Source organism: Desulfobulbaceae bacterium (genome assembly GCA_015231515.1).
In the GTDB taxonomy this organism is placed as follows: Bacteria; Desulfobacterota; Desulfobulbia; order Desulfobulbales; family VMSU01; genus JADGBM01.
Window position 1 is genome coordinate 26,262 of sequence record JADGBM010000024.1, and the last position, 7,191, is coordinate 33,452.

10 protein-coding genes are annotated in these 7,191 nt (G+C 44.0%); 9 read left to right on the plus strand and 1 reads right to left on the minus strand.

The genetic code is table 11. The features are described from left to right. The first annotated feature begins 10 nt into the window (after nt 1–10). From HQK80_06035 to HQK80_06050, 4 genes are all read left to right on the plus strand, one after another. The gene (locus HQK80_06035; protein ID MBF0221773.1) at nt 11–1,213 is read left to right on the plus strand and encodes a bifunctional 3,4-dihydroxy-2-butanone-4-phosphate synthase/GTP cyclohydrolase II; all 1,203 of its coding nucleotides are present in this window, start codon (nt 11–13) and stop codon (nt 1,211–1,213) included. Nucleotides 1,214–1,301: 88 nt separating this feature from the next. Then, nucleotides 1,302–1,763, plus strand: a complete 462-nt coding sequence (locus HQK80_06040) for a 6,7-dimethyl-8-ribityllumazine synthase (GenBank protein ID MBF0221774.1) — start codon at nt 1,302–1,304, stop codon at nt 1,761–1,763. Continuing rightward, complete coding sequence (nusB, locus tag HQK80_06045; protein ID MBF0221775.1) at nt 1,763–2,164, plus strand: transcription antitermination factor NusB; 402 nt, start codon at nt 1,763–1,765, stop codon at nt 2,162–2,164. The genes HQK80_06040 and nusB overlap by 1 nt, the downstream gene beginning before the upstream one ends. Then, nucleotides 2,151–4,289, plus strand: coding sequence for a DNA translocase FtsK 4TM domain-containing protein (locus HQK80_06050; protein MBF0221776.1), 2,139 nt, complete (start codon nt 2,151–2,153; stop codon nt 4,287–4,289). The genes nusB and HQK80_06050 overlap by 14 nt, the downstream gene beginning before the upstream one ends. Before the next feature lie 219 nt (nt 4,290–4,508). On the opposite strand, the gene HQK80_06055 is transcribed toward HQK80_06050, so the two are convergent. Next, nucleotides 4,509–4,613, minus strand: coding sequence for a 30S ribosomal protein THX (locus HQK80_06055; protein MBF0221777.1), 105 nt, complete (start codon nt 4,611–4,613; stop codon nt 4,509–4,511). A gap of 128 nt (nt 4,614–4,741) precedes the next feature. Between HQK80_06055 and HQK80_06060 the strand changes: the two genes are divergently transcribed. The 5 genes from HQK80_06060 to tnpB form a co-directional block, all read left to right on the plus strand. Beyond that, nucleotides 4,742–5,551 (plus strand): C40 family peptidase, encoded by an 810-nt coding sequence (locus HQK80_06060; GenBank protein MBF0221778.1) that lies wholly within the window; start codon nt 4,742–4,744, stop codon nt 5,549–5,551. A 222-nt stretch (nt 5,552–5,773) separates the two neighbouring features. After that, nucleotides 5,774–6,052 (plus strand): cytotoxic translational repressor of toxin-antitoxin stability system, encoded by a 279-nt coding sequence (locus HQK80_06065; protein ID MBF0221779.1) that lies wholly within the window; start codon nt 5,774–5,776, stop codon nt 6,050–6,052. Further along, entirely contained in the window at nt 6,021–6,374 is a 354-nt protein-coding gene (locus tag HQK80_06070) for a helix-turn-helix transcriptional regulator (protein ID MBF0221780.1), read from the plus strand. The genes HQK80_06065 and HQK80_06070 overlap by 32 nt, the downstream gene beginning before the upstream one ends. Before the next feature lie 255 nt (nt 6,375–6,629). Continuing rightward, nucleotides 6,630–6,992 carry a hypothetical protein gene (locus HQK80_06075; GenBank protein ID MBF0221781.1) on the plus strand — a complete coding sequence of 121 codons (363 nt, stop codon included), beginning with the start codon at nt 6,630–6,632 and terminating at the stop codon, nt 6,990–6,992. Next, the coding region (gene tnpB / locus HQK80_06080) for an IS66 family insertion sequence element accessory protein TnpB (GenBank protein ID MBF0221782.1) at nt 6,992–7,191 on the plus strand (200 nt) is incomplete at its 3' end. The genes HQK80_06075 and tnpB, both read left to right, overlap by 1 nt.

The following is a 7,191-nucleotide window of genomic DNA, read 5'->3' on the forward strand; positions in this document are numbered from 1 at the left end:
GGTGAAATAAATGACTGTTAGTACGATTGAAGAAGCGATTGAGGAGATACGTTCCGGGAAAATGATCATTCTTGTTGATGATGAAGATCGCGAGAATGAGGGTGATTTATGCATGGCTGCACAGATGGTAACACCTGATGCCGTTAATTTTATGGCTACCCATGGTCGTGGCTTGATCTGCATGACAATGACACCTGATCAGATCGACCGTCTGCAACTGCCTATGATGGTTCAGCAGAATAAGTCACCCTATGAAACAGCGTTCACGGTCAGTATTGAAGCTCGTACTGGCGTTTCAACCGGTATATCGGCCGCAGATAGAGCCCGCACTATCCAAGTGGCAGCACGTCTTGATGTGACTGCTGATGATATTGTCAGTCCTGGTCATGTTTTTCCTCTTCGAGCCCGCACCGGTGGCGTTTTAGTTCGAACGGGTCAAACCGAGGGCTCTGTTGATCTTTCTCGATTGGCTGGCTTACGTCCTTCTGCGGTTATCTGTGAGATAATGAAAGACGATGGCACTATGGCCAGAATGGACGATTTGAAGGTTTTTGCCAAAGAGCATAATTTGAAAATTGCCACAATTGCAGATTTGGTCGCCTATCGTATTCGGATGGACACGCTGGTCCATCGTGCAGCTGAAGCGAATCTTCCGACTAAGTATGGCGGTGATTTTAAAGCGATAGTATACACCAATGATGTAGATGCTCATGAACATGTTGCTTTGGTTAAAGGAAAGATCACCAGGGATAAATCTGTCTTAGTACGTGTCCATTCCGAGTGTTTGACTGGAGATGTTTTTAGTTCAACACGTTGTGATTGCGGCAGTCAACTACAGGCAGCCATGGAGATGGTTGATAAAGAGGGCTGTGGTGTTGTTCTCTATATGGCTCAGGAAGGACGCGGGATTGGTCTGGTGAATAAGATTAAGGCCTATGATCTTCAGGATCAGGGGATGGACACCGTTGAGGCCAATAAAAAATTGGGCTTTAAAGCGGATTTGCGCGATTATGGCATAGGCGCTCAGATTCTGCGTGACCTGGGTGTTTCCAAGATGCGACTTATCACTAACAACCCTAAAAAGATTATCGGGCTTGAAGGGTATGGAATTGAAGTTGTTGACAGAGTTTCACTTCAGACTGCACCATCAGCTCAAAATTTAAAATACTTGCAAACAAAGAAAGATAAATTAGGCCATTTGCTTGATTTATAGGAGATAGTTTTTAGGTGAAGGGTAAAGGGTAAAGGGTAAAGGGGTAAGGCTTAAACCGTACTGATTTGAAAAATATGGAGGAAGTTCTGTGAAAATATTTGAAGGAAGTTTACAATCTAAGGGTAAAAAATTTGGCATTATAGTCGGACGTTTCAACTCGTTTATTTCAGAACGGCTTCTTGAAGGAGCCCTTGACACCTTGAAACGTTCTGGAACAATAGACAAGGACATCGATATAGCGCGTGTGCCCGGCGCTTACGAGATGCCACTCATAGCTCAGAAAATGGCCGGCACAAAACGGTATGATGCGATAATTTGTCTTGGTGCTGTTATCCGTGGCGCTACTCCACATTTTGACTATGTTTCCAGTGAAGTGGCAAAAGGTGTTGCTCAGGTAGGTATGGATTCTGGTCTGCCGGTTATTTTTGGTGTTTTGACTACAGATACCGTCGAGCAAGCTATTGAACGAGCCGGTACCAAGGCTGGTAACAAAGGCTCTGATTGCGCCTCTGCCGCCATTGAGATGGTTAACCTGATTGACAGCATTTAATGGGACTTCGTAGAAAATCTCGGGAGCTTGCACTGCAAGCTCTTTATCAGGCCGACATGTGTGGATTGGATGTCGCCGATATCAGATTGATATCTGATAACTTTCGTGTGGCGCAGAAGGCAGTCCCTTATGCAACGACCATCTTGGCTGGTATCCGTGCTAATCAGGATGAAATTGACACTATTATAACCGGTAATGCCAAGAATTGGCGTGTAGACCGAATGTCAATTGTTGATCGTAATTTGATACGGATTGGCATTTTTGAACTTGTTTTTCAAAAAGAAGTTCCTGCCTCAGTTGTTATTAATGAAGCCATTGAAATTGCTAAACGTTTCAGCACCGATGAGTCATCTTCATTTATTAATGGTATCTTAGACGCTATTCGAGATGGCAAAAAATAATACCGCAAATGAACCACCCTCTAAAGTCCAAGAAATAATCGCCATTATTGGCGTCTTTATCTCGCTCTTCTTTTTTATCAGTTTACTCAGTTATACCCCCTCAACGCCCGATGCATTAACTGCTAGTTCAAACTGGGGTGGCAGTATCGGAGCCTTTACTGCCCAGGTCCTGCTTGGGATGTTTGGCATAAGTGCCTATCTGCTCATATTTCTGATTACTTTATTTGCTGTAAAGTTTTACTTCTATCAGTTCCCGTTGAAAAATCTGCCAGTTGTTCTGTTTGGCATAACCGGAATTATGATCTCAAGCAGCTCGTTGTCAGCACAAATTCCATTTACACTGTTGTCCACCACAAGTGGCTCTGCTGCTGGTGTTATCGGTGAAAACATCCATTCCTTGCTGCTGCCTTTTCTGGGGCGGGTTGGGTATGCACTGGTTTTTATTTTCATACTTGTTATGTGCTTGATAGCCTCTCTTGAGTTTTCACCTTTCAAATTTTTTGCAATGATTTCTCGTGTAGTCAGTAATCTAATTCGAAGGTTATCCGCACCGCGTAGTCAGGAGCAGAGCAGTGTGGCAGTTGTAACCCCGAAAAATCGTCTAGTCCAGAGCCCAACTCAATCCCCACTGATTATTACCCCAAAACTTAATGAACCTGTTAAGTTTGATATATCCGATGACGATGTTGCTTTCCAGCCGCTTCTTCCTGTTGCTAAGGGTGATTTTGTATTGCCAACTGTAACCTTGCTGGATATGCCACTTGATCAGACGTCCGGCAAGTTTGATCGTGAACATTATCTTGAGATCAGTGAGAAACTTGAATCAAAATTTAAAGATTTCGGCATTGACGGAAAAGTCATTGGTATTTCTCCGGGGCCAATTGTTACTACCTACGAGTATTCTCCTGCCCCTGGTGTTAAGATCAGCAGAATTGTTTCTCTGGAAAATGATCTGGCGCTTGGTCTTAAAACCGAAAGTGTTCGAATCGCCGGCTCTATACCCGGCAAAGCTGCGCTAGGTATAGAAATTCCAAATCCCATCCGTCAGTTAGTATATTTTCGAGAAATTCTTTCCAATGAAAAGTTCCTGAAATCCAAGTCTGCCCTTACACTGGGTCTTGGTAAAGATGTTGTTGGTAACCCTGTTTTTGCCAATTTGGCCGATATGCCGCATCTACTTATTGCGGGTGCGACAGGAGCAGGTAAATCTGTCGGTATAAATACGATTATTTGCAGTTTTCTTTTAAAGGCGTCGCCGGATGAAGTTCGACTGTTGATGATCGACCCAAAGAGGATAGAGTTATCTCATTATGAGGATATTCCTCACCTCTTGCATCCTGTTGTTGTTGATCCTAAAATGGCTAGTCGCGCTCTACAGTGGGCAGTTTTGGAGATGGAACGGCGTTATAAGCTGATGGAAGAACAGCGGGTTAAAAATTTAGCCAGTTACAATAAAGTTGCCGATATCAAAATCCCCTTGATTGTTATAATTATTGATGAGTTAGCTGACTTGATGATGGTGGCGTCAAAGGATGTTGAAGGATCTGTAGCACGTCTGGCCCAGATGGCAAGAGCTGCTGGAATGCATCTGATCCTGGCGACACAGCGGCCATCGGTTGATGTGTTGACAGGGCTCATAAAGGCTAACTTTCCAACGCGAATGTCTTTTAAGGTTTCTTCCAAAATTGATTCGCGAACCATTCTTGACGAATCCGGGGCCGAACATCTGTTGGGCAAAGGTGATATGCTTTTCACCGCTCCCGGTACCAGTCGTATGCAGCGGATTCACGGGGCGTATATCTCTGAAAAGGAGATTGATCGTGTCGTTTCGTTTCTAAAAAAACAAAGAGCTGTTCAATACGATGAGACGGTAATGAAAATTGCTGAAGAACCTGGTGATGTAGCTAATGGGCAGGAAGGTGATTTAGATTTTGACGAAAAATATGATGAAGCGGTAGAGTTTGTCTGCGAATCCGGCCAGGCCTCAATCTCCATGGTTCAGCGGCGCTTACGAGTTGGATATAATCGGGCGGCGAGAATGATTGAAACCATGGAAAAAGAAGGGATTGTTGGACCTGCTGACGGGGCTAAACCCCGCGAAGTACTGACCAGAAAATCATACTAATTTTGATTCAAACCGCTATAACGCATACTATAAGCAGTCAGAGCTCAGAATGAGAATCCCCCTTAATCCCCCTGTCAAAGGGATTGAGGGGGATTTAATGAAGGTCGAAAATTACTCACATAGGTCTTTTTTAAATAAAGAGCTGAAGCTGACACACATGCACTATGTTTTCTGGAAAAACAGGTGATTGCAACACAGATTGAACTGTTTAAGGATGTGCTATTTCTTGGTTGTGTCTTTTGTGTTCTTATCCTTAGGACGGCTGTTGCCATTACTGCTTTTAAAGATTTTACCCTTTTTTGTACGTTTGTCGCCTCTACCCATTACGATCTCCCTTACTAAAAATATTGCTCAATTAAAATTATTGAATAAGAATGTGACTACTTCATGTAGATCACTTCAAACCCTTTACCATAAAATTAAAGGTTTGGACACTTAATTTGAGTCTCCCAATGGCAAAAGAAACGTTCAAAATTATTCATATATCGTTTTTGGTAGATAAAGTTTTTACAGTTTTGATTTTTTCGTGGCTGGCCTTAGGTCAGTCATCCTGTAGTTCGATTACTTCCGAAGATATTTCACCCCAACTCCCTCCGCTCAAAACTCCTGTCACTAGAACAGCGCCAGCACTGGGGTATGTTCTTCAATTTGGGGCCTTTAGCCAACTTGCTAACGCCCTGAGATTAACAGAAAGCCTCAATGATTCTGGGTTTGAGGCCTATTACTATATTGACGATGATGCCCTTTATAAGGTCAGAATGGGTAACTTTACATCTGTCAAGCTTGCTGAAAATCATGCACGTGCTCTTTTGGATCGACAGCTGATTACGGATTATTACATAGTTTCACCATCGTCATATTCAGTGAATTATGACCAATCTTCAGAAGCCGTGCGGCACAATATTATCCAAACGGCCCAGCGCTTTATTGGAATACCTTACAAATGGGGCGGCACATCTCCCGATGAAGGTTTTGACTGTAGCGGGCTTTCCATGGTGGTTTATAGTCTGAACGGTATGGTACTACCGCGAACATCAAGGACGCAATTTATGGAAGGTCAGGAGATTTCTATCAACGATCTGCAACCTGCAGATCTGGTTTTCTTCTCTACTGATATGAGTGGTAAGGTAAATCATGTTGGGGTCTACGCTGGAGATGGGATTTTTATACATGCACCACGAAGCGGTAAAAAAATAAAAAAAGCCCGTTTGGAGTCATCGTATTTCGGCAAACGATTTGTCGGGGCCCGAACATTTCTTTGAAAACGGAAATTTGGGGTACTTTGTTAATTGCTGTTGTTCCGAAACCGTGGTCTGCCCGATTGCTCAGGCCTCAAAAGTCAAAAGCGGACTTTACCCCTTTCTACCAGGGCTGTAGTGATAAAATAGTTCTGTTTCGTTTTCGGTCCGTTCAGCGTCGTGAGGTGGCAGGATGAACCGGCCAAGCATGAATACTCCTTGTCTGATACCAATAATAGGTATATTATGAAATGGTCAGTGAAGTTTATAGGTCAAGCACGAAAACTGAAAGAAAAGTTGCCCGTCAAGGTTCGGGAAATTCTCTTTCAGTTGGTGCGAGAAATTGAGGCCGCCGGGCCGGTGCGGGGAGACTGGCCCAATTATTCAAAACTTTCAGGATGCGAACACCATTGTCACCTGAAGAAAGGCAATCCCACCTATGTTGCTGTATGGCGGGAGGACAAATGCCAAATTAGACTTGTAGAGGTGATTTATGCAGGAAGCCACGAGAAAGCCCCATATTGATGAGGAGATGATAACCCTACGCCTGCGCGTCCATCGGAGCAACGCGCCAAGGATAAAGGAATATGCTGCAACAGTTGAAGCCGGGAATGATCGAACATACTCCATCGCTGAGGTGTTCCCGGAGTACATGGAGAAGGAACAACAAATTGCCCTTCGCGCTTACCGTAACCGTGAAAACCTTACGCAACGGCAACTTGCCGAAATGACTGGCATACCCCAACGGCATATCTCGGAAATGGAGAACGGCAAGCGTTCCATCGGCAAGGAGCTGGCCAAGCGGCTTGGTAAGGCCCTGAATGTTGAATATAAGATGTTTCTGTGATTGGCCACCCTCGCTACTATGTCTGGAACGAGGATCTTACCAAAGAGTCGACACATGGGGGTAGTTCAATATCTTTTTAATAAATAGTAATAAATAGTAATAAATAGGGTCAGAGTAAAATTAATCTCACAACGAAAAAGTAATAATAAATAGGGTCAGAGTAAAGTAAGCGCTTATTAAACCCCATCTAAAAATCTTTGGCCAGACGTGTCATGATGATCCCAAAACTCACCACACTTAACGAGGAGGAACATCATGCGAACCGAAGCACAACCTAATTGTCGAACGAATCCAGCCAGGGCCAGAAAGATTTGGCTTACCCATGTTAACGCTTGGCAGCAAAGCGGTTTGAGTCGCGCTGAGTACAGCCGCCAGCACAATTTATCCCATCACCAATTACGGTACTGGCAGAAAAAAAATGAGCTACAAGAGTCTCCAGGGCTTACTTTTGTTCCTGTCCCTTTAGCGAGCGTTGTCAAGCATAGCACACGGCATAACACACAGGAATGGAAGTCATTTCTAAAGGTCGAGATAAACGGCCGGTTTAAAGTTGAGGTGGCTGACGAATTTTCTCCAGCTATTCTTGCCCGATTGATAACTACACTGGAGGGTTGCTAATGTTTCCGGATCTACCTGGCATCAGAGTTTATCTGGCGGTTGGTGTTACCGACATGCGCAAAGCAATCAATGGGTTGTCGATTCTTGTGGAGGATCAGATGGAACTTGCCCCCTTTTCGGGTCATCTGTTTGGATTTTGTAACCGCGGTCGAGACATTGTCAAAATTCTCTACTGGGATCGCAATGGTTTTTGTCTTTG